Origin of the sequence: Coleofasciculus sp. FACHB-542, from assembly GCF_014695825.1 — a bacterium.
In the GTDB taxonomy this organism is placed as follows: domain Bacteria; phylum Cyanobacteriota; class Cyanobacteriia; order Cyanobacteriales; family FACHB-T130; genus FACHB-T130.
The window spans coordinates 12,794-37,785 of the sequence record NZ_JACJPB010000012.1 but is presented as its reverse complement, the minus strand read 5'-3'; the positions used below and the strand labels follow the sequence as shown (position 1 = coordinate 37,785).

Annotated in this window: 21 protein-coding genes; 10 read left to right on the top strand and 11 right to left on the bottom strand. The window is 47.8% G+C overall.

Annotated elements, in window-relative coordinates; genetic code table 11:
- Window positions 1-63: 63 nt before the first annotated feature.
- Window positions 64-444 (top strand): hypothetical protein, encoded by a 381-nt coding sequence (locus H6F52_RS02320; protein ID WP_190433320.1) that lies wholly within the window; start codon window positions 64-66, stop codon window positions 442-444.
- A 58-nt stretch (window positions 445-502) separates the two neighbouring features.
- Here the strand turns inward: H6F52_RS02320 and H6F52_RS02315 are convergent, their stop codons facing one another.
- Window positions 503-937, bottom strand: coding sequence for a hypothetical protein (locus tag H6F52_RS02315; protein WP_190433318.1), 435 nt, complete (start codon window positions 935-937; stop codon window positions 503-505).
- A gap of 246 nt (window positions 938-1,183) precedes the next feature.
- Between H6F52_RS02315 and H6F52_RS02310 the strand changes: the two genes are divergently transcribed.
- On the top strand, window positions 1,184-1,534 hold the full coding sequence (locus H6F52_RS02310) for a hypothetical protein (RefSeq protein ID WP_190414387.1): 351 nt from the start codon (window positions 1,184-1,186) through the stop codon (window positions 1,532-1,534).
- 174 nt (window positions 1,535-1,708) lie between these two features.
- Entirely contained in the window at window positions 1,709-3,904 is a 2,196-nt protein-coding gene (locus tag H6F52_RS02305) for a pentapeptide repeat-containing protein (protein WP_190531678.1), read from the top strand.
- 53 nt (window positions 3,905-3,957) lie between these two features.
- On the opposite strand, the gene H6F52_RS02300 is transcribed toward H6F52_RS02305, so the two are convergent.
- On the bottom strand, window positions 3,958-4,368 hold the full coding sequence (locus H6F52_RS02300; protein ID WP_190414385.1) for a VOC family protein: 411 nt from the start codon (window positions 4,366-4,368) through the stop codon (window positions 3,958-3,960).
- Window positions 4,369-4,638: 270 nt separating this feature from the next.
- Here H6F52_RS02300 and H6F52_RS02295 point away from each other — a divergent pair, with 270 nt between their 5' ends.
- Window positions 4,639-5,811, top strand: a complete 1,173-nt coding sequence (locus H6F52_RS02295) for a tetratricopeptide repeat protein (RefSeq protein ID WP_190531676.1) — start codon at window positions 4,639-4,641, stop codon at window positions 5,809-5,811.
- A gap of 8 nt (window positions 5,812-5,819) precedes the next feature.
- On the opposite strand, the gene H6F52_RS02290 is transcribed toward H6F52_RS02295, so the two are convergent.
- On the bottom strand, window positions 5,820-7,472 hold the full coding sequence (locus tag H6F52_RS02290; protein ID WP_190531674.1) for an adenylate/guanylate cyclase domain-containing protein: 1,653 nt from the start codon (window positions 7,470-7,472) through the stop codon (window positions 5,820-5,822).
- 403 nt (window positions 7,473-7,875) lie between these two features.
- Window positions 7,876-9,486, bottom strand: coding sequence for an adenylate/guanylate cyclase domain-containing protein (locus H6F52_RS02285; RefSeq protein WP_190531672.1), 1,611 nt, complete (start codon window positions 9,484-9,486; stop codon window positions 7,876-7,878).
- A gap of 529 nt (window positions 9,487-10,015) precedes the next feature.
- Between H6F52_RS02285 and H6F52_RS02280 the strand changes: the two genes are divergently transcribed.
- Window positions 10,016-11,539, top strand: a complete 1,524-nt coding sequence (locus tag H6F52_RS02280) for a serine/threonine protein kinase (protein WP_190531762.1) — start codon at window positions 10,016-10,018, stop codon at window positions 11,537-11,539.
- A gap of 47 nt (window positions 11,540-11,586) precedes the next feature.
- Here H6F52_RS02280 and ylqF read toward each other — a convergent pair whose 3' ends face one another.
- Window positions 11,587-12,450 (bottom strand): ribosome biogenesis GTPase YlqF, encoded by an 864-nt coding sequence (gene ylqF, locus H6F52_RS02275; protein WP_190433307.1) that lies wholly within the window; start codon window positions 12,448-12,450, stop codon window positions 11,587-11,589.
- Window positions 12,451-12,527: 77 nt separating this feature from the next.
- On the bottom strand, window positions 12,528-12,950 hold the full coding sequence (locus tag H6F52_RS02270) for a universal stress protein (protein WP_190414380.1): 423 nt from the start codon (window positions 12,948-12,950) through the stop codon (window positions 12,528-12,530).
- 177 nt (window positions 12,951-13,127) lie between these two features.
- On the opposite strand from H6F52_RS02270, the gene H6F52_RS02265 reads away from it, so the two are divergent.
- Entirely contained in the window at window positions 13,128-14,327 is a 1,200-nt protein-coding gene (locus H6F52_RS02265) for a phosphoglycerate kinase (RefSeq protein WP_190526327.1), read from the top strand.
- 88 nt (window positions 14,328-14,415) lie between these two features.
- On the opposite strand, the gene H6F52_RS02260 is transcribed toward H6F52_RS02265, so the two are convergent.
- On the bottom strand, window positions 14,416-14,553 hold the full coding sequence (locus H6F52_RS02260; RefSeq protein ID WP_190414378.1) for a hypothetical protein: 138 nt from the start codon (window positions 14,551-14,553) through the stop codon (window positions 14,416-14,418).
- Between the two features lie 25 nt (window positions 14,554-14,578).
- Here H6F52_RS02260 and H6F52_RS02255 point away from each other — a divergent pair, with 25 nt between their 5' ends.
- The 3 genes from H6F52_RS02255 to H6F52_RS02245 all read left to right on the top strand — a co-directional run bounded on the left by H6F52_RS02255 (window position 14,579) and on the right by H6F52_RS02245 (window position 18,751).
- Window positions 14,579-15,997, top strand: coding sequence for a serine/threonine-protein kinase (locus H6F52_RS02255; protein ID WP_190531670.1), 1,419 nt, complete (start codon window positions 14,579-14,581; stop codon window positions 15,995-15,997).
- Between the two features lie 83 nt (window positions 15,998-16,080).
- Entirely contained in the window at window positions 16,081-17,457 is a 1,377-nt protein-coding gene (locus H6F52_RS02250; protein WP_190531668.1) for a type IV pilin-like G/H family protein, read from the top strand.
- A gap of 106 nt (window positions 17,458-17,563) precedes the next feature.
- Window positions 17,564-18,751, top strand: a complete 1,188-nt coding sequence (locus H6F52_RS02245) for a serine/threonine-protein kinase (protein WP_190531666.1) — start codon at window positions 17,564-17,566, stop codon at window positions 18,749-18,751.
- Between the two features lie 22 nt (window positions 18,752-18,773).
- Here the strand turns inward: H6F52_RS02245 and H6F52_RS02240 are convergent, their stop codons facing one another.
- Window positions 18,774-20,966 carry a recombinase family protein gene (locus H6F52_RS02240; RefSeq protein ID WP_190531664.1) on the bottom strand — a complete coding sequence of 731 codons (2,193 nt, stop codon included), beginning with the start codon at window positions 20,964-20,966 and terminating at the stop codon, window positions 18,774-18,776.
- Between the two features lie 44 nt (window positions 20,967-21,010).
- Here H6F52_RS02240 and H6F52_RS02235 point away from each other — a divergent pair, with 44 nt between their 5' ends.
- On the top strand, window positions 21,011-22,387 hold the full coding sequence (locus H6F52_RS02235) for a proton extrusion protein PcxA (RefSeq protein ID WP_190531662.1): 1,377 nt from the start codon (window positions 21,011-21,013) through the stop codon (window positions 22,385-22,387).
- A gap of 39 nt (window positions 22,388-22,426) precedes the next feature.
- Here the strand turns inward: H6F52_RS02235 and hpsU are convergent, their stop codons facing one another.
- Genes hpsU through H6F52_RS02220 form a run of 3 tightly spaced genes read right to left on the bottom strand, consistent with a single transcriptional unit; the run spans window position 22,427 to window position 24,992 of the window.
- Window positions 22,427-22,993, bottom strand: coding sequence for a hormogonium polysaccharide biosynthesis acetyltransferase HpsU (hpsU, locus tag H6F52_RS02230; protein WP_190531760.1), 567 nt, complete (start codon window positions 22,991-22,993; stop codon window positions 22,427-22,429).
- A gap of 31 nt (window positions 22,994-23,024) precedes the next feature.
- Window positions 23,025-23,978, bottom strand: coding sequence for a glycosyltransferase family 2 protein (locus H6F52_RS02225; RefSeq protein ID WP_190531660.1), 954 nt, complete (start codon window positions 23,976-23,978; stop codon window positions 23,025-23,027).
- A gap of 51 nt (window positions 23,979-24,029) precedes the next feature.
- Window positions 24,030-24,992 (bottom strand): glycosyltransferase family 2 protein, encoded by a 963-nt coding sequence (locus tag H6F52_RS02220; protein ID WP_190531658.1) that lies wholly within the window; start codon window positions 24,990-24,992, stop codon window positions 24,030-24,032.

Genomic DNA, 24,992 nt, shown 5'->3' with positions numbered 1-24,992 from the left:
GAGAATCGATTCTGATTTAGGATGGAAGTAGTCCATACTACCTTGCTTTTGTTGGAGACTGCCGTGAACCAGAACAGCCCCAATTCCTTTCAATTCAAGCTTTCTGGCGTCGGCTCTTGGCTTACCCTGGTGCTAATCATTTGGTTGCTAGGGTCGATTGGGCTTGGCTGGTTGGTGAAATCTTTTCTGATTCTGATAGGTTTAATCCTCGTTGCACCAGTCCTTGCTTTCCTAGGCTTTCGCTGGTGGTTGCAACGCAACCTCATTGCCGACCAATGTCCCGTCTGTAGCTATGAATTTACAGCTTTGAATCGAACCGAGTGCCAGTGCCCCAATTGTGGCGAGTCGCTCAAAATCGAACAGGGACACTTTAACCGTTTGACGCCTCCCGGAACGATTGACGTTGAAGCCGTTGAGGTATCCGCCCGCTCTCTGGAAGACTAGAAAAAAATCAAGTGATTCGTCACTCGTTTTTGATTAATTACGACTGACGAATGACCGATTATTTATTCTGTCCAGTAATCGATAGAGTATAAGGATGGGTGCCACCCGCGCGATCGCCGACATAAACGTTATAATCCCCCCGAAGCCAAACTCCTGAAATCTCCGGCTTATCTCCAGAAACACTATCTGCCAACACGCAGAATCGTCCTCCTGGGCCATCAACCAGAAGCGTAGGCTCGCCACTGCTTTGGATACTCAACCGCAAGTAATCGATCCGATCTGCCGTTACCCGAACAACTTGATTCGGGGTTTGGGAGATATAACCGCAATTACTACTTGTTTGACCGCCAGAAGCCCCGTTGAGGACGACCGGATCGTTCGACAACTTCGACGACAGTTCTAACACTGGGGCATCACTACGAGCCGCCCCAGCGCCTGTTAAGATTAACGCCAAGGTTGTGGGAATAACTATCCATTTGCGAAGCATCTTCATTTCGTCATCCCCTTGCCTTTTTAAGGAAGTCTTACTATAAGTGTCCTACAGAAGTAAATAAAGGTGTTTCGAGTGTGTTCCTTTTCTTAAAGTGTCACGTATCTGAGAGGGCGCTAAAATTTCTTCTTTTTTAAGTCATGGTGTTGCTAAAACAAACTTTTGTTTAAATCACCAAGACAATACATGCTTGACTGTCAGTTTTTCATTTGTAACCGTCATTTTCGTCACTCACTATAAAAACAAAAGATGAATCCTCAAGAAAATCAAGACTGGGAGCGTAAACTCCAAGAACTAGATGCTCAAATCAATCAGAGCAACCCTCCCGCGCCAATGATAGAAACCGAACCGGGGAAACCTCTCCAGGTTCAACCTAAAGAATCTCAATCAATTCAGTCTCTGTTCAACAAAATTGCTAACTGGTTTCAAGGGCTTCCTGGTGCTGGTAAAGTTGCTGTTGTCGCCGTCGCGGCTTTGGTTGGTTTTGGGCTAATCAGAAGCGTTTTGTATCTAGTTGCATCCCTGATTAGTCTCGGCATCTTGGCAGGGTTAGTGTATTTGGCGTACAAACTGTTTATTGCCCCCAAGTCCCCCGATTAGCAAGTCTTAATTTTTTGGGTAGCAATGAGGACTATGGACTCCGGACGAGTATATTCGTCTAAGGACGTAGGGCAGGTTGATTAAATTGAGCGGATTACCAGCAAAATAAGGGTTGCCTGCCCGGACAAAATTTGCTGGAAGCGAACAGCTAACTGCTATTTGTGGAATGCTCGAATGGCTACCCAAAGCGTGAAAAAAAGCTCGAATCGCAAAAGCCCGTCTTGGCGGATACAGATGCACCGACTACCACTGGGTACCCGACGGGGTGCTGCCACGATTGTGGAAGTCTCGCTAGTGGTTGCGAGTGCTTTAGTTCCCTATAGCATCGGTCTTGCCGCCAAGTTTTGTACGAATGCTGGCGCGTGTGTCTCTCAGGAAACCGTTCCTCTCAACCCAGTGCTAGCAACCACCGAGGATGCGATCGCTCAAACGTTGGCAATTCCCCGACGCGCAAGCAACCAACGAGTTGCTCCACTTACCAATTTGTTTTGGTGCGGGGCGCTGGTGGCTCCTGTCCTGATCGTAGGCTGGCAACTGTATAAAGTGGGCAAAACCGGACAAACCTCGCCCAAGGGCTGGCTAGGCGTCCAAGTAGTACAAGAATCAGGCGACCCGCCGGGATTGATTCGCGCGATTTGGAGAGAGGGAGTCGGCAGGTGGGGATTGCCGCTTTCGATGGCTTATCTGATATGGCGCTACAGCGGTGCTTTTCCAGATTTGGGGATTTTGCTGGGATTGTCTGCTTTGATGTGGCTGGGGGAAAATGCGATCGCGCTGTTCAATCCCGAACGTCGCACCTTGCACGATAGAATCGCTGGAACCTTTGTCATCGATGGAGCCAGGGCTTTTGTACCCGATCGGTCGCGGAATGCTCCTCAGTTAAACCAATTGCCGGGAACCGAACAGCCAGCGAAGCGAGCAAGGGAAACCATCACAAGCATTGCCCTGACTTCTCAATCTTCCAAACCCTCTTCCAAGCGATCGCTGCATCTTTGGGATTGGATGCGCCAAAACCCCAGTCTGACGCTGATAATTGTCGGCTTTTCTTGCATGAGTGCTGTCTTGGGAACCTTCGTCGGCACTCAAATGTACATTCAAAGTCAGGCAAATTGGCGCTCGTCCAAGCAACAGAATAACAAAGTGTTTTTGGCGCTGGTCGAGCGGTTAAGTCAATCTTCCCCTAACCAATTAGAAGAACGACGGAGTGCTATTCTGGCGCTGGCAAGGTTGGACGACTCGCGGGCGATTCCCTTCTTAGTAGATTTGCTGGGTCAAGAAAGGGTACCTGCTTTGATGGAGACAATTGGGCAAACCTTAGTCAGTACGGGTCCGGAAGCTTTACCCTACTTGCAGCGCTTAAATCTTTCCCTGCAAAAGGACGAAGCGCTGCTGCAAGGAAGTGGATTCGTAGAGCGACAGTTGATTGCAAGGCGGCTCGTGGGCACTCAACGCGCGATCGCTAAAATTCTCAGCATCTACCCCACTCAAGTCCACAAGGTCGATCTCAGTCGCACCGACCTCGCACAGGTACGCCAAGAGCCTGCTCCATTTACTCTGGTTCTAGACAAAGCTGACCTTTCTGGGATTCTCTTCAAAGGAGCCTCCCTCACAGGTGCCAGTTTACGGAATAGCCGCTTCTTGGGTGCCGGTGAGGATGGGCGTCTGGGCACCTTTGACGATTGGATTACCGACTTCAATGGAGCCGATCTTAAAGAAGCGAACCTCAGTGGCGCTCTTTTGAGCCGTGTCCCCCTGAATCGCACCAACCTAATCCGTGCCACCTTGAATCGGGCTAATTTGTCCCAGGCTCAACTCGTGGGTGCAAATCTCAGTAGTGCCAAGCTAATTGGTGCAGATTTGCGTCAAGCCGTCTTAGAAAATGCCAGCCTGACGGGTGCAGATTTAGCCAATGCCAACTTTACCCAGTCCAATCTCTCTAGCGCCCGTCTCGGACAAGTTAGCGCTGTCGGGGCTAAGTTTCCCTTTGCGCTGCTGACGAACTCCAACTGGCAAGGAGCAGACCTTTCGGAAGCAGATTTTTGGAACGCCAATCTCCAAAAAGCCGATCTCAGCGCCACCAGGCTGGTTGGTGCTAATCTCGCTCAGGCTCAGCTGCAAAATGCCAATTTACAAAACACAAATCTGAGTGCGGCAGACCTGCGTGGGGCGAATCTCGCAGGAGCTAATTTGAAGGGGGCAACCTTTGCCGCCCCAAAACCCGTGCAGTCGGATCAATTCATTCAAGAGGCACCCAATGCCGCATCCTTGGCTCGTGTTAAGGGCGTCGATTTTTCTCAAGCCAAGAATTTAGATGCCAAGCAAATTGACTTAATTTGCGACCAAGGAGGGCGTCATCCTCGCTGTCAGTAAATCAGGCAGAAGGGCACCTAGAAACCGCAAGATCCAGCGAGCAGGAAAGTGCTCTAGGGTAGATTGGGCATATGAACCAATTCCAGTTTGATCCCATCGGGATCGGCAAAGAAGACAGCGTAGTAGCCCGGTGCATACTGGTTGTATTCGGCTGGCGGATCGAGGACTGTAGCGCCTAGTTCAAGAATCAGGTTGTATAAGTTATCTACCTGTTCGCGGCTGTCGGCGTTAAAGGCAAGATGGTGTAGTCCTGGCGAGTATCGATCGTGTAGTTTGTTCGGGGAATCTGGATTCGCGGCATAAATCAAAATTGCCCCGACATCCTTTGACCACCACATAATAAACTCATCATTTTTCTCCACCTGCTGGTAGCCCATGAATTCCAAAATTGCGTTATAAAACGGTTCCGATTTTGAGCGATCGCTAACCGTCAAGCTTAGGTGATTCAAGGTACCAAGGGTCATACAAGTCTACCCTGTTTCGGAAGAACAAATGTATTATAAACTCCCGTTTTGCAAGTTGGTTCAGAGCAGGAAATCCAATTTTTAGCCAGGAGCCGAAATTTTGTATGCTGTTACACATCAAAAATATATAAGTTTTGATCCCTATCTACCGAAGGGCAGGCAAAAAAAGAATTCTTTTTTTACTGTTTAATTAGCTTTATGCGATCGCATTTAAAATAACCACGAGTCCCTTAAGCCAGTTCATGGTGTCCAATGAAGCTAAGCTTCTGCATGATTGTTAAAAACGAAGAATCGTCTTTACCACAATGCTTGAATAGTGTCAAAGATGTGGTAGATGAAATGGTGGTGCTGGATACCGGCTCCACTGACAAAACCGTTGAAATTGCCAGAGAATTTGGGGCGAAGGTTTATCACTTTGAATGGTGCAATGACTTTTCAGCAGCGCGGAATGAGTCGTTGAAGTACGTTCAGGGAGATTGGGTGCTGGTGCTGGATGCGGATGAAGTGCTGACACCGGAAATTGTGCCGCAGATGAAGCAAGCGATGGAAAGCGATCTCAACCTCGTTATCAACCTAATTCGGCAAGAAGTCGGAGCATCCCAATCGCCCTATTCCCTGGTTTCTCGTCTATTTCGCAATCACCCAGACGTGCGCTTTTCTCGTCCTTACCATTCCCTAGTGGATGATAGCGTTGCCCAACTGTTGCAGAGAGAACCCCAGTGGCAGATCGTTTCTCTGTCGGATGTCGCAATTTTGCACTATGGCTATCAACCGGGAGCGATCGCATCTTTAAACAAATTCGATAGGGCACAGGCGGCGATGGAAGGCTATCTGGCAAGCCATCCCAACGATCCCTATGATTGTTGTAAATTGGGGGCGCTTTATATAGAAACCGGGAAAATTAGTAAGGGAATCGGAATCCTAAAGCGCGGCTTAAAATCGACACAGATCGATGCTTCTATTTTATACGAGCTGCACTACCATCTGGGCAATGCCTATACTCGTGTGAACGATCTTGCACAAGCAGCAACACACTATCAAGTCGCCATTCAACAACCAATTCTGCCCAAACTTAAACTAGGGGCTTATAACAATTTAGGCAACTTGTTGATAGCATCTGGGGATTTTACTAATGCTCAAAAAGCTTATGAAACGACCTTACAAATTGACCCTAGTTTTGCGGTCGGAAAGTACAATCTAGGCATGGCATTAAAAGCAATCGGGCGTTTGCCGGATGCGATCGCTGCTTACCGCCAAGCGATTCAACTGAACCCAGACTATGCAGAGGCGTATCAAAATCTGGGAGTTGCCCTGTTGAAAATGGGGAACGTAATCGAAAGTTTAGAAGCATTTGGGAAAGCGATCGCGCTTCACGAGCAACACAACCCAGAGGAAGCCGCTAGACTCCGCCAAGGATTGCAAGAAATGGGGTTCCAGCTTTAAGCTCATCTCTAACCCGACTGAATACCATCGTGGATAACGCTCTGCCTGCGAGTCTGATAAACCCTTATCGGTCGGTCAATCCCTTTGAAACGGTACTCTCCCATCGGAGACAAATCTTTCGGTTGACTTAGCAAAGAATAGCTGGCTTCACTCACGACACATTCACCAGGGGGACAAATCCCTTCCATCCGCGAGGCAAGATTAATCGTAGCGCCTAAGACGGTATAGTCTACCCTCTGAGAGCTGCCCACATCTCCAACTACTGCTTTACCGCTGTTAATCGCTATCCGCAATTGCAGCGGTTGTTGGAAGAACTTACGAGCATTCAGCCGCTCCAAACGCTCTAGCATTCCCCAAGCGGCAGCAAAAGCCCGGTCGGCATGATCCGGCTGGGGTTCTGGAGCGCCAAAAAATGCCATAATGCAATCTCCAATAAATTTATCTAGCGTTCCTCTGGCGGCAAAAACTTCTTTGAGCATCTCCTCAAAGAAACTATTGAGCAAATCGGCAATTTCTGTCGGAGTTAAGCGTTCCGAAAGCGCAGTAAAGCCAACAATATCGGCAAAGAGAATGCTGATTTCGCCTTCTGTGGGGGTAAGACGACCGCCTTCTAATCCCCCTACATTCATAATATGCTGCACAACTGAAGGAGAGTGATAGCGTTCTAGTCGGTGTCGAATGTTGGCTTCGCTTCTGAGTTTCTCTGCTAACAGCCAGCGTTGCACCGCCGACGCCACCAAATTCGCTAAAGCTGAAAAAAAGCTGAGGTCTTCATCGCCTCCTTTGTTCCAATGGGTAAAAGAAAGATGGGCATCGGCATAAAGAACGCCGACTACCTGATTTTCATCCCACAGAGGAACCGCTAGAGCGCTGCGAATGCCCTTGGCTAAAATACTATGTTCGCCTTCAAACCGTTCATCCATCTGGGCATCAGCAGTTTTAATGGCGACTTTATCCGTAAATACTTTTTGACAAATGGTGCGGCTAATCCAACTGCCATCTGCGGCGAGATTTTCCTGCTGAGAAATATCTCTCGCTGCTGCTTGAAGTAATTCAAGTTCCCCCGAACAATCGACATCAATCAACAATGCCAACCGATCGATACTAATGAGATCGCGGAAAACAATTTCTTGTATCTGCTGAAAAATTGCTTCGATCGATTCGGCAGAATTCAGACATCTGGCGATATCAACCAAGTCTTTCAGCCGAGCGATCGCTTTGTGGGGATTCGCAATATTACTCCCTTCATCATCCGCTTGTATCCATTGCTGTTGCAGTTCTTTGGCATTGCGAAGAATAGTCACTTCTTCGGGGATCGGATCTGCATTGATGGGATTGAGTTGAGTCTTTTGTTGAGGAGAACTGGCTAAAAGAACGTGGATGAAAACATGACCCATCTGAATAACATCCCCATGATTCACTCTTTGGGGCGCTGCTAGCAGACGGTCATTTAACCGCGTTCCGTTTGTGCTATGCATATCTTCGACTACCCACACGCCATCCGGTGTATTTAACAACCGGGCATGACAGCGGGAAATTTCAAAATAAGGCAAGTACAGATCGCATTCTGGCAAACGACCAATAATAAATTCCTCTTTATCCACCGTGACGGTGCTTTCAGCATTTTCCTCAACTTGTAGGCGCAGCTTGAGTTCAGCCATGACTCTAAACCTCCTTGAACCAAGGCGAACAAGGCTTGCTAAAACTCCTGGACAAAGCAATAGTCAAAGAAAGCACCCACAAATATATGCGTTTTCCCGGCAATTACTGCCACCATCTTAACTCTGACGAAATCCTTCGACAGATGATACGCTGTGTTGCCATAGGTCGCAACGACCGGGAAATCGCACCCAGCTCCTTTTCGGTTAACCTTCTGCTCAACCTCTTTCCACCTCTGGCTAACCCACCCCGATACGGGGAAGGTGAGGAATAAATTTTTTGGGCTGGTGAGGAGAAGCGATAAACTCCTCGATTTCGTCGTTGAGAAAGGGTTTGGCTTGGTCTTAGCCGAAAACTCGAAATCCGCCCTTTCGCTCCACTAAAACTCAGAGGGGAGCCAGCACTTTAATGCCGCTTGGTTTGATAAACTCTGACAGGTCGGTCTATGCCTTTGAAATGGTGTTCTCCTACCGTCTGCAAGTCTTGGGATCGCTTCAGCAAAGAATGCGTGGCTTCACTGACGACACATTCACCGGGGGGGCAGATTCCTTCCATGCGGGAGGCTAAATTAATCGTTGCTCCTAAAGCGGTATAGTCTACTCTTTGAGAGCTACCGACATCTCCAATCACGGCTCTGCCACTATTGATAGCAACCCGAATTTGCAGCGGTTCGCGCCAGACTCGAGCGGCATTTAATTTCTCTAGACGAGTCAGCATTCCCTTGGCGGCGGCGAAAGCTCGGTCGGCATGATCCAGTTGAGGTTCCGGAGCGCCAAAAAATGCCATGATGCAGTCTCCAATATACTTGTCTAACGTTCCTCCAGCGGTAAAAACCTCCTGTAGCATTTCCTCGAAGAAATCATTGAGTAATTGGGCAATTTCTGTAGGACTCAACCGTTCCGAAAGGGCAGTGAAGCCAACAATATCGGCAAAGAGAATGCTGATATCAACCTCCGCAGGCGTGAGACGACCATCCTCTAATGCCCCCAGGGTCATAATATGCTGTACAACGGCAGGGGAGTGATAGCGCTCTAGCCGAGTCCGAATGGTTTCTTCGTTTCTCAGTTTCCGCGTTAACAGCCAACGTTGGACTGCGGATGCGACCAGATTTGCTAAAGCCGAAAAAAAGCTGAGGTCTTCCTCGCCTCCTTTCGTCCAATGGCTAGAGGAAAGATGAGCATCGGCATAAAGAACACCGACTACTTTATTTTCATCCCAAAGCGGGACGGCGATCGCGCTCTTGATCCCTTTGACTAAAATGCTCTGTTGCCCCTCAAACCTTTTATCCATCTGGGCATCAGCGGTTTGAATTGCGACTTTCTCGGCAAATACCTTTTGACAAATGGTGCGGCTAATCCAAGTGCCATTTGCCGTTAGATTCTGCTGTTCCAAAATATCTCTAGTGGCGGCATTCAGCAATTCTAGTTTGCCGGAACCCTCTACATCAATTAACAATGCCAAGCGCTCAATGCTTTGAAGTTCGCGGAAAACGACTTCCTGCACCTGGTAGAAAATTGCTTCGATCGATTCAGCTGCGCTCAAATTCTTGGCGATATTCACTAAATCTTTGAGCCGAGCGATCGCTTTTTCCTTATTGCTAACTACGTCTAGCGTCCCTTCCGCTTGTATCCACTGCTGTTGCAGCTCTTGAACATTGCGAAAGATGGTGGTTCCTTGAGCCACGGGTTCCACCAGCTGTGTTAGATGGGGTTGAGCAGGATGGCTCAAAAGAATATTCAGGCTAATATCTCCCAGCCAAAGAATATCGCCGTGATTTACCTGTTGAGGCGAGATGACAGGGCGTTCATTCAATCGCGTTCCGTTTTTGCTGCCCATATCCTCAATTGTCCACGCCCCAGAAGGCGTTTTCAAAAAGCGGGCATGACACCGGGAAATTCCCTCGAAAGGCAAATGCAAGTTGCATTCTGGCAAACGACCGATCGTAAATTCATCCCGATTCACCGTAATCGTTCTTTCTGTATCTCCCTCTCGTAGACGCAGATTGAGTTCAGCCATGACTCCTATCCCTTTTTGAAGCGAAGCGAACGAGGCGTGCAAAAACTCAGCAAAGTAAGGGGCTTTTGATTGGTTTCCCTCACTTCCCCTCAAGGTTATGGCATTCTCAAAGGCATTTATGCAACCCTGCCCAAGCTACACGCTTAGGGCAGCTTAATCGGCAAATCGTTTGAGTTTTAGCGTTAATGCCTCTGCGCCCTTCAGCCTTACCTTATATAAATGGGGGGTCATACCCCTCATTCCTTGAACAACAGTATCATAGTATTCGCTGGTTCCCGATGTCAGGTCGAGGTTTTAGCGAGACCGTCGAAGCCTTGACAACTGGGCACCAGAGAAGACGCGAAAGTGCGGTTTTCATACGCAGTCAATCAAGAGTGCGGCGGGAGAGAGCGATTCCCTGAAAGGGGGTAGCTCTTTCATCAGATATGCAATCCGTGCATATCTGATGAAACATCCGGAAAACACTGCTTCCTTTTTGGAAAAACTCAATTATGTTAAACGGTTTACCTCAGCTCAGGGCAGCGACACCATGATAGGCATATTACTAGACCAGCGCTACCAGGTGATCCAGGCGCTAGGCCAAGGTGGATTTGGTCATACTTACATTGCCCAAGACACTCGCCGACCTGGGAACCCTACCTGCGTTGTTAAACACCTCAAACCCGCGACTAGCAATCCCGAATTTTTACAAACAGCGAGACGCCTGTTTAATAGCGAAGCCGAAACTCTGGAAAAGTTGGGGAACCACGACCAAATTCCCCGGCTGTTAGCTTACTTTGAGGAGCAGGAAGAGTTTTACTTAGTGCAGGAATTTATCGACGGACAGCCTCTAAGTGTAGAACTGCCACCAGGACAGCAGTGGAGCGAAAGTCAGGTGATTCAACTGCTGTCTGAAGTATTATCTATTCTGGAATTTGTACACGAGAACGGGGTGATTCATCGGGATCTCAAACCGGATAATTTAATTCGCCGTTCTTGCGATAAGAAGTTAGTTTTGGTAGATTTTGGTGCCGTCAAACAGGTGCAGATGCAATCCGTCATCGCTCAAGAAGGGATGAATGAGACGGTTGCGATTGGTACCCCAGGCTATATGCCTAGCGAACAGGGACAAGGCAGACCCCGCCCCAGCAGCGATCTTTACGCCCTCGGCATGATTGGTATCCAAGCCTTGACCGGGCTGAATCCCAGGCAATTAGCAGAAGATCCTGACAGCGGGGAGATTCTCTGGCGGCACTTGGCTCAAGTTAGCGATGGGTTAGCCGCTGTCCTGAGTCAAATGGTACGCCACTACTTCAAATTCCGCTACCAGTCAGCAACCGAGGCATTGCGATCGCTTGCTTCCCTAACCAATCCGAATTCCCCGGCAGCGATCGCCGCAGTCTTGGGACAGAAGGTGCGCGGTTACTGGAAAGACGGTTCTGTGTCGGCAAATAAGGCACTGCGCTCGCTTCAAGAACGCACCAATCCCCACGTCTCGCCCAATAACGCCCCTGCTCCTATTTCCACCCCGGCGATCGCGCCCCCTACGGACAATACCGTAACCATAGCTACAGGCAATTCATCCGAAAAGCCGGTGGATTCTCCGGCTAGCGCCGTTGATGAAGCAACGCCACCAACCGCTCCCCCCACGCAGAACACGGTGACAATTGCGCCTGGAAATCCAGCCCAAGCGCCGATTAGTTCGCCGTCTAGCCTGAATTCTGTATTTAAATCCCCCAAGAATTTGCCACTGCTAATTGGGGCAGGTACGGCTACCTTTGTCATTGCAATCGGGGTGATTTTTGCAAGTCGTCAAATACCATCCTCGCCTGAAACTGTTAAAAATCAAATTACCAAGCCAGCTAAAAATGAAGTAAAAAACAGTTGTGTTGTTGTTCTTAGTTCATCCAATGTACGCTCTGTGGATGGACGAAAGAAAACAGGGGATGTTGTGAAAGCAGGAACCAAAGTCTCTGTCACTGGAAAAGAAGAAGGTGGCTGGATAGAAATTAATTCTCCAGTCTCCGGTTGGATTTGGAAGGGTCGGACAAAAAATACCTGTCCTTCTAAATAGGAATAGTTCTTACTCCAAGACATTTAATTGTCCGGAGCTTTTGCTATTCAGACTGGCGGCAATTCTAGGGGAATCGCACCTAATAAACCCGTGCGAAAATCATTTAATAGCTGTCGTGCTGTGCGCTCTACATCGCCTTTATGACGTTCATCTGCCACAGCTTGTAGATATTCGTCGCCTGCGAACGAAGTGGGATCTACTCCGTAGCGAGACTGTAAAGACTTCAATAGAAATAAATCGGCATCGGGGGCGTTGAGCGTTTTGAGCAAATCGACTAACGCAGATGCCACTCGTTGATTGTCGTAAGACGCTTCACCAATATCATCACAAATCGCCAACTTGAAGGCAGCAGGCTGATTTTCTAATTTGGAAGGCAAAACGCCAGGGGCATCTAAAAGTTCAATCTCATCGGAAATGCGTATCCAGCGCAGCTGGCGCGTTACACCAGCACGACGTGCGCTTTCTACCACCCGCTTTCCTAATAAACGATTAATGAGCGCCGATTTACCGACATTGGGAAACCCAATCGCAACGGCACGAACTGGACGAGGAAGCATCCCGCGATCGCTTCTTCGTTGATTCATCTCTACACCCGCTGCCTGCGCCGCCTGTGCCACTGCTGCAACACCCTTCCCATGCTGGGCATCTGTGAAGTATGGCGTTTCCCCCCGATCCCTAAACCACTCAGTCCACAGTTGGCGGACTGCGGGAGAAATCATATCCGTGCGGTTAAGTACCAATACCTTTGCCTTGCCGCCTATCCACTCTGGCACGCGGGGATGGTGCGTAGAGATGGGAATTCGGGCGTCTCGCACTTCCAACACCACATCCACACGCTTGAGCTGTTCTTTAAGCGCTTTCTCAGCCTTGGCAATGTGTCCGGGATACCACTGAATTGAAGGAGTCGTCATAAGATTTTAGATTTTAGATTTTAGATTTTAGATTTTAGATTGAATCTAAAATCCAAAATCCAAAATCTAAACTTTGACTAAGGAACAATCAATACCGGACAAGGAGATAAATTAATTACCCGGTTCGTGACGCTGTCAGTCATGCCTTCTTCAGTCAAACCCAGCCCTCGACAGCCCATCACAATTAAATCGGCGTCAATTTCGTCAGCAACATCGCAGATGGTAAAAGCTGGTTTGCCTTGACGCTCAATCGTTTGAGACTGGATGCCTTGATCGGCAAATAGATTTTGAGCTGTTTTGAGCAGTTCGGCGACTGCTTCTGGCGATGTCATTGCAGCATCTGAATTGAGCGGCGACACCTCTGGCTCTGGGCTGGGTTCTTCTACCACCGAAAGCAAAATTAATTTACTACCATACTTTTGCACAACATTCACAACGACATCAGCCGCTTCGCGCGCTTCTCGACTTTGATCGACAGGAAACAGAACAGTCTTGAACATGGCACGCTCCTGTAGAAACCCCAACTCTTGTAAAATGTGGACGGCTAGAGAGCTAGAAATAACCTTACCCCTGCATTTGGTTTGGTCTATCTAGCTTTTGAGGGAAAAGGGCAAACGACCAGTGACACGCGGTTGCTAGTGAAGAGTATAAAAAGACGCAATTAGGAGGTTTACGCTGTGTCCAAGAAAACTGTAGCAAATTTATCGGCATCCGATTTATCCGGCAAAAGGGTACTGGTACGGGCGGATTTTAATGTACCGCTGGACAATGGCAACATTACTGACGATACTCGCATTCGGGCAGCTCTGCCGACAATTCAGGATTTAACTTCCAAAGGCGCTAAGGTAATTCTGTCAAGCCACTTTGGGCGTCCTAAAGGTGTCGATGATAAATACCGCCTGACGCCGGTGGCAAAGCGCTTGTCTGAATTGCTGGGTAAAGAAGTTGTCAAGACTGACGACTGTATCGGTGATGATGTCGCTGCCAAGGTGGGGGCGATGCAAAATGGCGACGTGCTGCTGCTGGAAAATGTCCGCTTCTACCCGGAAGAAGAGAAGAATGACCCAGAATTCGCTAAAAAACTGGCTTCAGTTGCCGATTTATATGTGAATGATGCGTTTGGAACAGCTCACCGCGCTCATGCTTCTACAGAAGGTGTAACCAAGTATCTCAGCCCATCGGTGGCGGGGTACTTGATTGAAAAGGAACTCCAGTATCTGCAAAGCGCGATTGAAAATCCTCAGCGTCCTTTGGCGGCAATTATCGGGGGTTCCAAGGTTTCCAGCAAGATTGGTGTCATCGAAACGCTGCTGGATAAGTGCGATAAGCTGATCCTGGGCGGCGGCATGATTTTTACCTTCTACAAGGCTCGTGGGCTAAGTGTCGGGAAGTCGCTGGTGGAAGAAGATAAGTTAGAACTGGCGAAGTCTTTGGAAGCGAAGGCGAAAGAGCGTGGTGTTCAACTGCTATTGCCGACAGATGTCATCCTTGCAGATAATTTTGCGGCTGATGCCAATGCTCAAACGGTTAGCATTGACGCCATTCCCGATGGTTGGATGGGTTTGGATATTGGTCCTGACTCGGTGAAATTCTTCCAGGAATCGCTTGCTGATTGCAAGACGGTAATCTGGAATGGTCCGATGGGAGTATTCGAGTTTCCGCAATTTGCCAAGGGAACGGAAGCGATCGCGCGGACTCTTGCCGATCTCACTAAGAGCGGGACGACTACCATTATCGGCGGTGGCGACTCGGTGGCAGCCGTGGAACAGTTGAACTTGGGCGAACAAATGAGCCACATCTCGACTGGCGGTGGCGCTAGTCTGGAGTTGCTGGAAGGGAAGGAACTTCCTGGTATTGCGGCGTTGAATGATGCCTAAGTTCTAAGAGTAAACAAATAAAATTCTTGTAGAGACGCGATTAATCGCGTCTCTACGCTTTTTGGGGTATATTGCTTCGCTGTCGTCGTCAACAGAGCGATCGCGTTTGTTGGGAAAGAGAGGGCGATCGCTTGTATTCAGTATTAAGTGAAATAGAGTGGACACCTGACGGGGTGGTAGCGAAACGGTAGCGCTTAGAGCGATCGCTAGCTAAATTGGAGTACATACGGCGCTAAGGAACCAAGGGCGAGATGCTGCAAGCACAGCAGGTATTGCAAGGGCGTTATCAACTTCAAGAAAAATTAGGACAAAATGCTGGGCGTCAAACCTGGCTAGCAACTGACATTGAGGCATCACCGCCACAACAAGTCATCGTCAAACTGCTAGCCTTCAGCCCCCAGATGCAGTGGGACGAATTCAAGCTATTTGAGCGCGAAGCGCAAGTTCTGAAAAATCTCGATTACCCCAAAATTCCCCAATATCGAGATTATTTTTCTCTCGATAAGCAGATTGGCGCTGGTTTGTGCTGGTTTGGATTGGTGCAAGAATACATTCCCGGTGCCTCCCTGCAAGAATTATTGAAACAGGGCAAACGCTTTACCGAAGCCCAGGTGCGGCAGATTGCCACCGAGGTGCTGAATATTCTTATCTATCTGCACGAGTTAAGCCCGCCGTTGCTGCACCGCGACATCAAGCCTAGCAACTTGATTTGGGGAGAAGATGAACAAATTTATCTGGTGGATTTCGGCGCAGTTCAAGATTCTGCTGTGGCGGAGGGAGTCACCTTCACTGTGGTGGGAACGACTGGCTATGCGCCGCTAGAGCAATTTTGGGGAAAGGCAGTTCCAGCATCCGACTTATATGCGCTGGGGGCGACTTTGATCCATTTGTTAACCGGCATCGCCCCGGCAGAGTTGCCTCAAAAGAATTTACGGATTCACTTTAGCGACAAGGTTAGCCTTAACTCCAATTTTGTCCGGTGGATTGAAGCGATCGCAGAACCCGATTTAGAGCAACGATATCGCACCGCCCGTCAAGCACTGGAGGATCTCAAAGCCAATCGTTCTCTCAACGCCCTCCTGCAACAAATCCGTCAGCCTGCTGGCAGTCGCGTTCAGCTTTGGAAGTCTTCTACTCAGTTAAAAATTAAAATTCCTGGGCGGGGAATCTTGCTAGTTAAAGACATTCTCGCCTTTACAGGGAAATTGATGCTAGTAGCGACCTCCATAATCGCTCTATTTTTGCTGGGTTTGGTGCTGTTATCGCTGGCTTTCTCAATATTTTATATGCTCCTCTCCCTGTTGTCATCGCTTCCTACGATGTTTTTGTTCATCTTCTCCATTCTATTAACACTTATTTTGGGTCGGCTATGGATGAGCCTACACAATGAATTGTGGAAAATTCCCGCCGATTTGAAATGGCCCATACTCAACTATTGGGGAGATTATTGCATCGAATTCTATCAAGATAACTTTGTAATTAAAAGGGAATTGTTTGGGTTGAAATATCTTAGCCATCGGGGGAAAATTTCCAGCATCAAAAATGTTGAAGCAATTCCTTTAGAAGGAGTCGCTCTCGAAACTGGATTGCTGAAATACTGTTTCGCTCAGAACCTGACTGAACCTGAATGTAACTGGATAGCTCGACAGATCCAAGACTGGCTGAGATAGGAGCGAATGACCAAGGACCATCCCAAACTAGGTATTCGTAATCCTTCAATCTTTCAATTAGTAACTAACTAAGTAAAATTATCATGCTGCAAGCAGAAAAGATATTACAGGGGCGTTATCACCTCACACAACAACTGGGACAAAATGCAGGGCGTCAAACCTGGCTGGCAGAAGATTTAGAAGCAGAACCCAGCGAATCGGTAATTGTCAAATTGCTAGCTTTCAGCCCTCAAATGCAGTGGGAGGAACTCAAGCTGTTTGAACGGGAAGCTCAAGTTTTGAAAAACTTAAACCATCCCAGAATTCCGACCTATCAAGATTATTTTTCTCTCGGTGAACAGGCAGGCGGCGGCTTACCTTGGTTTGGATTAGTGCAAGATTACATTCCCGGCAATTCCCTGCGTCAGCTATTAGATCAAGGCAAAAAATTTACACCAGAGCAGGTACGCTATGTTGCCACGGACATCCTAGAAATTCTAATTTATCTGCACGAATTAAGTCCACCTGTATTACATCGAGACATTAAACCTAGCAACATAATTTTGGGGGAAGATCGGCAGTTTTATTTGGTTGATTTTGGTGCGGTTCAAGACCGTGCAAAGGCAGAAGGTGTCACCTTTACTGTGGTGGGAACCAGTGGCTATGCGCCACCAGAACAGTTGTGGGGACGTGCAGTTCCATCATCCGACCTTTACGCACTAGGAGCCACCCTAATCCACTTGTTAACTGGAACGCCGCCTTCTGAGTTACCGCAGCATCAGATGCGGATTCAATTTACCGATAAAGTTCGCCTCAATCCTCATTTCAGCAGTTGGATTGAGAAGCTTATAGAGCCAGCTCCAGAAAAACGATTTACCACGGCGCGCGAGGCACTTGAAGCTCTGCAACAAGTGGAAAATTTTAAAAGCTCCAATAGCGAAACAGAGGCTCCGTCAAAGGGCAATTCGGTTCGTTATGGTCGTTTAGTTCTTTTAACTGTGCTGCCATTATTTACTTTTATGGCTCTCATTGCGGCTATTGCTCTGCCAAGTTTTTTTGCCAAGCGGGCCAAAATTGAAAACTCAGAAGCGAAACAATCTGTTGGGGCGATGAATCGGGGTCAGCAAGCTTATTTTATAGAAAACAATGACTTTTCTGATTCGGTTGAAAAACTAGGGGTTGGCATTAAAACACAAAAAGGAAAATACGACTACTATGCAACTCCTGTGCTGGCGAGTAAAGCTGCATTTAACTACGCAATACCCCGGAATCCTAAAAACAAAAAAAGCTATGTTGGAGGTGTGTTTATAGTTCCTGCAAAATCCTCAGATGCTGTTAAGGGCAAAATGACAACGATAGCAATTTTGTGTGAATCTAAGGCTGTTGGTAGTGCCAAACTGCCAGAGCCAATTTATAACAATGGCAAACCAGCCTGTGCTGCGGGCACAATAGAGATACCAAAAGAGCAGATAGGAAGGTAGATAAGGGCGCTGTGACAAGATGAAAAACCGAATTATCGGTAGACGTCAAGGCAAATACTAAGTTTCTAAATCCCCCATCTCAGCTTTATACGGAAAATAACTAATAATGTTGCAAGCCGAACAAATATTACAGGGGCGTTATCAACTGAAACACAGATTGGGGCAAAATGCTGGGCGACAAACCTGGTTGGCAGATGATTTGGAAACCCAACCTAGCAAGTCGGTAGTTGTCAAACTCCTTGCATTTGGTGGAGAGGTACAGTGGGACGATCTCAAACTGTTTGAGCGAGAAGCACAAATACTTAAGCAGTTGAATCATCCCCGAATTCCTAAATATGGGGATGATTTTTGTATCGATGAGCGATCGCTCTGGTTCGGGTTAGTCCAAGAACACATCCCCGGTACCTCTCTGAAGGAATTACTCTTACAAGGGAAAAAGTTCACTGAAAAGGAAGTCCGTAAGATTGCCTCGGAAATTCTGAATATTCTGATTTATCTACACGAGCTGAGTCCCCCAGTCCTACACCGAGACATCAAACCGAGCAATTTAATTTGGGGTGATGACGACAAGGTATATTTGGTTGATTTTGGAGCGGTGCAAGATAAAGCCGCGAAAGAGGGAGCTACCTTTACTGTCGTCGGAACTTACGGCTATGCGCCGATGGAACAATTTGGCGGAAGGTCTGTTCCAGCTTCAGACTTGTATTCCCTGGGAGCCACTTTAATTCATTTGTTGACAGGTACGGCACCGGCAGATTTGCCTTCTCGGAACTTGCGGATTCAATTTTCTGAGCAGGTGAGCATCAGTCCCCCATTCATTAGCTGGATTCAAAAGTTAACAGAACCAGCTCCAGAGGAACGGTTCGCGGGTGCAAAATCTGCCCTGAAAGCGCTTAAAGAAGGAACAAGGATTAAAACTTCAACGGGTATCCAACCTTCAAAGCAACCAACCCTGGTCAATAATTCTGGGCAAGGCGGTTTATTGGATGAGACAGTACCAGTACCCGATGAAATCAAAGGTTGGAATTGGGGCGCATTTCTGATGCCTTATCTATGGCCTTTGAGCAATCATGTTTGGATTGGACTTTTAGCCTGGATACCGAGTGTCGGCTGGTTGATGGGGTTCGCCCTCGGTTCTAAGGGCAATGAATGGGCTTGGAAAAGTAAAAAATGGCGGAGTATTGAACAATTCAAAGCCCATCAAAGAGGCTGGGCGATCGCGGGATTATTTATCGGGATACCGATGGCTTGGGCATATATCTGGATACTCACCCTTTTTCTCCATGCCCTCTAAAAACCTCGCCAAGATCGCGTGGTTAGCTGAGTGCATAATCAGGGTTCAAAGGAATTGAAGCATTGACTAAGGACAATAACGGGCCACTTTGCTCCTGTCCATTGGTCGCCAAATCGCTATGGCACAGATAAATTCGCTCCCCCACTCGCCCCAGTAAATCCAGCAAAATCCGCCGCAGTCTTTGCTCATCTGCTTCTTGGGTATCTTCTTCGGTTAGCGCCTCTCCCGACCAATCCTTGAGAAACAAAGGGGCACCGTAGAGAGTGGCAGCACCGCCTTTTGACCAGAGGTGCGAACCGGCATCCAGCCAAAATTGCCATCGGTGGAACCGACGAGCCGCCCGATATTGGAAGATGGTTGCCAAAGTCACGGCGTGACGGTCAAGACCGAGGGGGCGCACAGGGTAAGGGTTCGCGGTGACAGTACCGCGACGCAACAAGCAGATAAACCGATCGATCGTGGTGTAATCTGGGGTTTCACTGCGATCGCTCTGCCGCAACCGTCCATCAACTTCCCAGTAGTGTTGGGCGGTTTCCATCAGTTCGCGTAAGGCGGCTAGCTGGTCGTAGGGGAGATTGCTGCCTTTCCACAAAAACTGCTGAATTGCCCGGTCAAGCAGGGCGACGCAGTTGGGAATCAGACGCTGTTCCAGCTGACCTCGTTGCACTTCTAGCCACTGCAAAATCTCTTCATAAGCAGCACAGGCTGAGTGCCCTAGCCGATCCCAGCGGGGGAAATAGGTCACCGGCAGCAACCGGGGTTGCTCTGGATCGGGGGAATAGCAGTAATCGGCTAATAAACCCGCCCTGACTGGGTCAATCTTGAAGGATGAAGGATGAACGATCGGGGATGAATGGGTGCTACCTCCTGACTCCGGACTCCTGAATCCGGACTCCTGACTCAGTACCACCAGCATTTCCGCCACGGCATCCCGGTCTACCAGTCGCCCCAAGCCTGGATAAACGAGCGCCAGCAGCGTCAGCAGTGCCCGGCTCGTGGGGGAAGCATTCAGGGGGCGCTGTTCGCTCAAGGTTTGGACGGGGATATCCTGGCTGCTGAGGATTTCGATTAAGGTATAGCGGGCGATCGCATCCAAACCAGGGGCAATCACTGCCACTTCCTGAGGTTGCACCTGCCCGCTGTGTATCGCCTTTGCGATCGCTAAAGCGGTTTCTCGCAACAACTGAGCGCGGGATGTGGTTTGAATCAACTGTACCGACTCTGGTAAGGTCAACAGAAACATGGGATCGCTCACCGCTTCCACCACCGGCTTTCCGTAAAGTGCCGCCATACTGCTCGGTTCCTGGCTCAAAGTTTCTACCTGACAGCGCCACTCCAGACTGGCTAGATAATTTGGATCGGCGTTCAAACCGAGTCGCACTGCCCCATCCGGATTATAGGTAAAGGCTCCGGCTGCTCCTTTATCTAAAAGGAAGTTGAATAGATCGCAGGCGATCGCTGGATAATCATCCACATTATCCGCCAGTACTCCCTGATACCGGCGAATCAAGTGCTGCTGATAAGCTTCGTCTGGCAGTAGATAACGCCAATAAAGTTCGCAAATAATCCCATAGGTCAGCAATCCCCGGTCTAAACACCATTGCCGCCAATCAATCAGCAATTTTCCGATTTTCTCCCAGTCCGGGCGCTCCACCACCGGATCGTCGTCCCTGGCAAACCCTTGTTGATCTGCAAAACCTTGTTCGAGAAGACTGGGAATTTCTTCAAGGGGTCGTCCTGCGATCGCGCACAGCTGCAACAAGTCCAGAATGCGACGCACCGAACGAGACTCGCTCACCCCCAAAAACTGAAGGCTACCATTATCCAACTCCGGACGCCACAACCGGGTGGCTAACTCCTGCTCAGTTTCTGGGCGCAGTCTAACTGGAAATTGTGCCCTAAGATTCAACCGCTGAATCAATAAAGGCCAAAATAAGATCGCCTCGTCCTGAAAGAAACCCAAAGGCGTTTTAGATTGAATCGGATACCGCCCCTGTGTTGCTGTAGCCAAGCGGTCAGCTAATTCGCTCCGATTATCATCATTAGCAGCAAAGACTAAAATTGTCGGTGCCTGCTCCCGCCTTCCCGCCTTCCGACGCGAACCTCGCGGTTGAGATCCCCGTTCAACCCACTGGCAAAACAGGTTTACAAGGCGAGTTGTCTTTCCACTGCGAGTCGGCCCGACGATCCAGATGGTCTGCGATTGCGTTAACATTGCTAAACGCTGAGTGATACTTGTGTAATCGTTCGGTTTCTATTATGAAACTATCTTTCTTGTCACAGCTCCAATCTTACTTAGGAACTGCCAACCAGTGGTTCTCAGAAACTCCTGAGAGAGCCTTGGATCGCGCATATAAGGCAGCCTTAATGATTAAGGCTTTGGAAGATGAACATTTTGACGGTAAAAAAATCTCCCCCGATGGTCAAAAATACCGTGAAAATGCCATGTCTTTTTTTGAAACGAAACTTAAAAAATATTTAAAAACGGCTAAATTTGGGCTAGCAGAGTTTCAGGCCAGCACTTCAGTAGTGACTCGTTCTAATCCAGATGTAACAAGAAAAACAAGGACGACTGGAGCGGCAAATTTTAGAACAGAAGATTTTGAACCTCAAGATAAACAATCCATAACTTTAGAAAAGCTTAAATTTATTGATGATGTTTTATCTAAATACAAGCCTGAAAAAAATCGTTCCTCATCAGCCTTAGTCCCTGTTCCTAAATCTAAATCTGTAGAAGTAAATTTGAGGAAGGTTGACCGGATTGAAGCGAAGAATCTAGTCAATCAGCCAACTTTGTTTTCTACAGACGACCGAGTGGCTGATGAGGCAGAAACAATGACTGACACAACCAGTTTTGTGCCTCGCTCAATCTTGAGTACGCTAGATCGACTCAAGAGAAACTTTGACCCGAATTCAGAAGAAGAAGTTGTTCAAAGTTTTCGTACTTCTCAAACGAAAACCATTGTTTCTATTCGGTTTATTTTAGTTTTAATCTTAGTTCCTTTATTAACTCAACAAGTAAGTAAAACTTTCTTTGTCGGACCTCTTGTAGATCGCTTCCGGGAGCCAAACAGAACTGAAATTTTCCTGAATGTCGATCTAGAAGAAGAAGCTTTTCAGGAATTGCAAAGATTTGAAGAATTACTAAAATTCAAAAGCTTAATCGGTGTAGCTCCTCAATTATCTAAGGAGGAAATGGAAGAAGAAGTTAAAGAGAAGGCATTAAAAATTGGGGAAGAATATAGTTACAGAAGTGCCAACGCTATCAAAAATGTTTTTGCCGATCTAATTGCAGCGGGATCTCTTTACCTTTTGCTGCTTAACAGCCAAAGAGAAATTGCAGTTTTCAAAGCTTTTATAGATGACGTAGTTTATGGTCTCAGTGACAGTGCTAAAGCTTTTATTATTATCTTGTTCACTGACATATTTGTGGGATTTCACTCTCCTCACGGCTGGGAAGTAATTCTGGAAGGAACGGCAAGGCATTTAGGCTTACCCGAAAACAGGGATTTTAACTTTCTATTTATTGCTACCTTTCCCGTCATTTTGGACACGATATTTAAGTATTGGATTTTCCGCTACTTAAACCGAATCTCTCCGTCAGCCGTTGCTACTTATCGGAATATGAATGAATAATTAAAAAGGCAAAATTAAAAATTAACGAAAAGGTATTCTTTACCCATTTTTAATTTCTCGAGGGTAGTGGGGACGGCAAGGACTGCCCCAGCAAACTTGCTGGGGTGGAATGTTGCCGAAAACGCTGCTACGTGCCCCAATCACAGAATTTGCTCCGATTTCAACCCCAGGCGCAATAAAGCAATCTGTGGCAATCCAGACGCCGTTGCCAATCGTGATACTGGCTGTCATTAACTTGAAAGCTGGGTCTTGGATGTCATGACTGCCGGTACAGAGGTAGCTTTTTTGGGAAATGACGCAGTGCTGACCGATCTGAATGCGGTCAAGGCTGTATAAAACGACATCATCCCCAATCCAGCTATAATCTCCGATTTCGATTTTCCAGGGATAAGTAAAGCGGGCGGTTGGTCGGATGACTAAGCCGCTGCCGATTTTTGCCCCAAATAGGCGCAAAAGCCAGCAACGGATACCGCTAAAGGGATGGGGAGTTAAGGGAAAGGCGATCGCTTGTACCAACCACCACAGCAAGACAAACCAACCCGGTCGTCCTCTGTCAAACCAGGATTGGTCGTAACGGCGTAAATCAACAAGAGATTCCGACGCGATCGCTGGCGGTTGTTCGCCTGGTTCCAACACCCTACACGCTTCCTTTTAATGAATCTGGCTGGGGTACGGACTGGGGAGGCGCGGAGGAGGAAGCCGCTACGTTCAACTGACCGCCAAACTCCATTAATTCATAAAGTTTGACACCAATTTGATACTCGTATTGACTCATCAACCGTGCATAGATGTATCCAGGTTTCCCATCCAAAAACCCTCGCTGAATAATGTAAATCAAAATAAACCGAATCAACGGTTTGAATGGAAGGCGCACCCAAGTTTTTTTGAGATACCGCTTGCGCTGTACCGCATCCCCAAACAAATTAGCGCCAATCGTACCGCTTTCGTCTTTGCCAGTCAGGATATTTAAATAAACGCGGGCTTCCCAGTTCGAGTAGCGGTTATGTCGTTCCAACCAGTGGAACACGTCCCGAAAGTCAATGTGCAGCATATCGTTTTTCAGATAGCCTGCTTTGCCTTGCAAAATGACGTGTTCGTGAACTTCGTTGTCGCCTGTGTTGCGAATTTCTTCGGTTCCCAAGTTTTCGTAGCGACCTGTTTTGTGCTTAAACAAACGCAGGTTCCAGTCGGGATACCTACCGCCATGTTGAATCCATTTGCCGAGGAAAAATACTTTGCGGTTCAGGTAGTAGCCTTCGTATTCTGGATTCTGAATGGCAGTTGCAATTTCATCCCAGAGTTCGGGGGTAATGCGCTCATCACAATCAACAATTAGCACCCATTCGTTACTAAAAGGTAGATTGTCTAAAGCCCAGTTTTTCTTTTTAGGCCAGCGACCGTTGAAGTGAAATTGGACAACTTTTGCGCCGTAACTTTCGGAAATTTCAATCGAGCGATCGCTACTTTGGGAATCTACGACAAACACTTCATCAGCCCTGGCTACACTCTCCAGGCAAGCCGCCAGATTTGCTTGTTCATTTTTAGCGGGAATCAGAACCGAAACAGGAAGTTTGGAGGGTGTGGAGGTCATGACCGTGAAGGATGAAAGAACAATTAGAAATTAGCAATTAAGAATTAAAAATTAAGAATTTTCTTTTTCAATTTTTAATTCCGGCTCTGGATTTTGCACTTTGAAAGGAGCAGATAACATCCCTTGAATTGCTGCACTCAAATAACCCACCTGACCGTAGGCATACACGAGATTGTCGAACCGTTGGGCAGCATCACCAAAATATTTAACAGATTTGTAGAGACCTCGCACGAGTCGTTCGCCTCCTAACAATAGCTGGCGCGGTCCTGCCTTACCGGCGATTTGTTCGCGGTAACATTCACTGATGCCCTGCCACCAGCCTCGGCTCAAAAACCAAGCTTGTTCAAGGCGTTCGGGAGATACATTATGGGCAACCAAGGCGTCAGGCAGATAGGCAACTTGCCAACCTAATTTGAGTGCCCGTTCTGTCATGTGTAATTCTTCATTTGATAACAAATTTTTTCCGACTCGACCCAGATTAACATCGAACCCCTCAATTTGCTCTAAAAAGGTACGTCTGAGCGAGTAATTCAAGCCTCTGGGGGTCATACCAGGTTGTTTGATATAGACGATGGAATCTCCTAAATCGTATGCTCCCAAGCACCCAGATAGTCCAGGGGAAAGCCACAGAGGAGGCGTGATGCCATCGGGCCAGATTAAGGTAACTTTGCCACCCGCGATCGCTAGTTTTTCATTGCTTTGATAAGCATCATAGAGTGCCGACAGCCAAGACGGGCTAGCAACGGCATCATCATCTAAATAGGCGAGAATTTCACTTTTGGCTTCCTTGGCACCCGTGTTGCGGGCGACAGATAGACCCATAACGCCTTCGTAGACGTATCTTACCCCTGGTCGTGCTTTGACGATGTCGGATGTGCGATCGCTGGAGGCATTATCCACTACCACGACTTCAAAATCCGGAAAATCTTGATTCAGCAAACTATCAATGGCAGCACCTAAATACTGCTCTCGATTGTGAGTACAGATAATCGCAGAAACTTTAGGCTCTGTCAT